Source organism: Opacimonas viscosa, assembly GCF_024199005.1.
In the GTDB taxonomy this organism is placed as follows: Bacteria; Pseudomonadota; Gammaproteobacteria; order Enterobacterales; family Alteromonadaceae; genus Opacimonas; species Opacimonas viscosa.
The window spans coordinates 1-257 of sequence record NZ_JANATA010000215.1 but is presented as its reverse complement, the minus strand read 5'-3'; the positions used below and the strand labels follow the sequence as shown (position 1 = coordinate 257).

General features: G+C 53.7%; 1 protein-coding gene. It reads left to right on the top strand.

Features of this window, described 5'->3' with window-relative positions:
* On the top strand, window positions 1-257 hold a 257-nt coding region (locus tag NLF92_RS13345), incomplete at both ends, for a flagellin hook IN motif-containing protein (protein ID WP_284700447.1).

The following is a 257-nucleotide window of genomic DNA, read 5'->3' as shown; positions in this document are numbered from 1 at the left end:
CGGTTACGCAACTAGCATCAGGAAGTCGTATAGAAACCGCAGATGCCGACTATGCCGGTAGTTCCGATGCGGTACTAACCGACGCCGCTGGTCCTGCCACCATGACGTTCAAAATTGACAACACTGGCGACAGTTTTACCGTGAGTGTGACTCAAAATATGACGCTGGCACAGTTGCGTGAGGCAATCAACGACCACAGCGACAACTTCGGTGTGAACGCTAACATCATTGACACAGGCACCGCCGCCGGTGGAGCA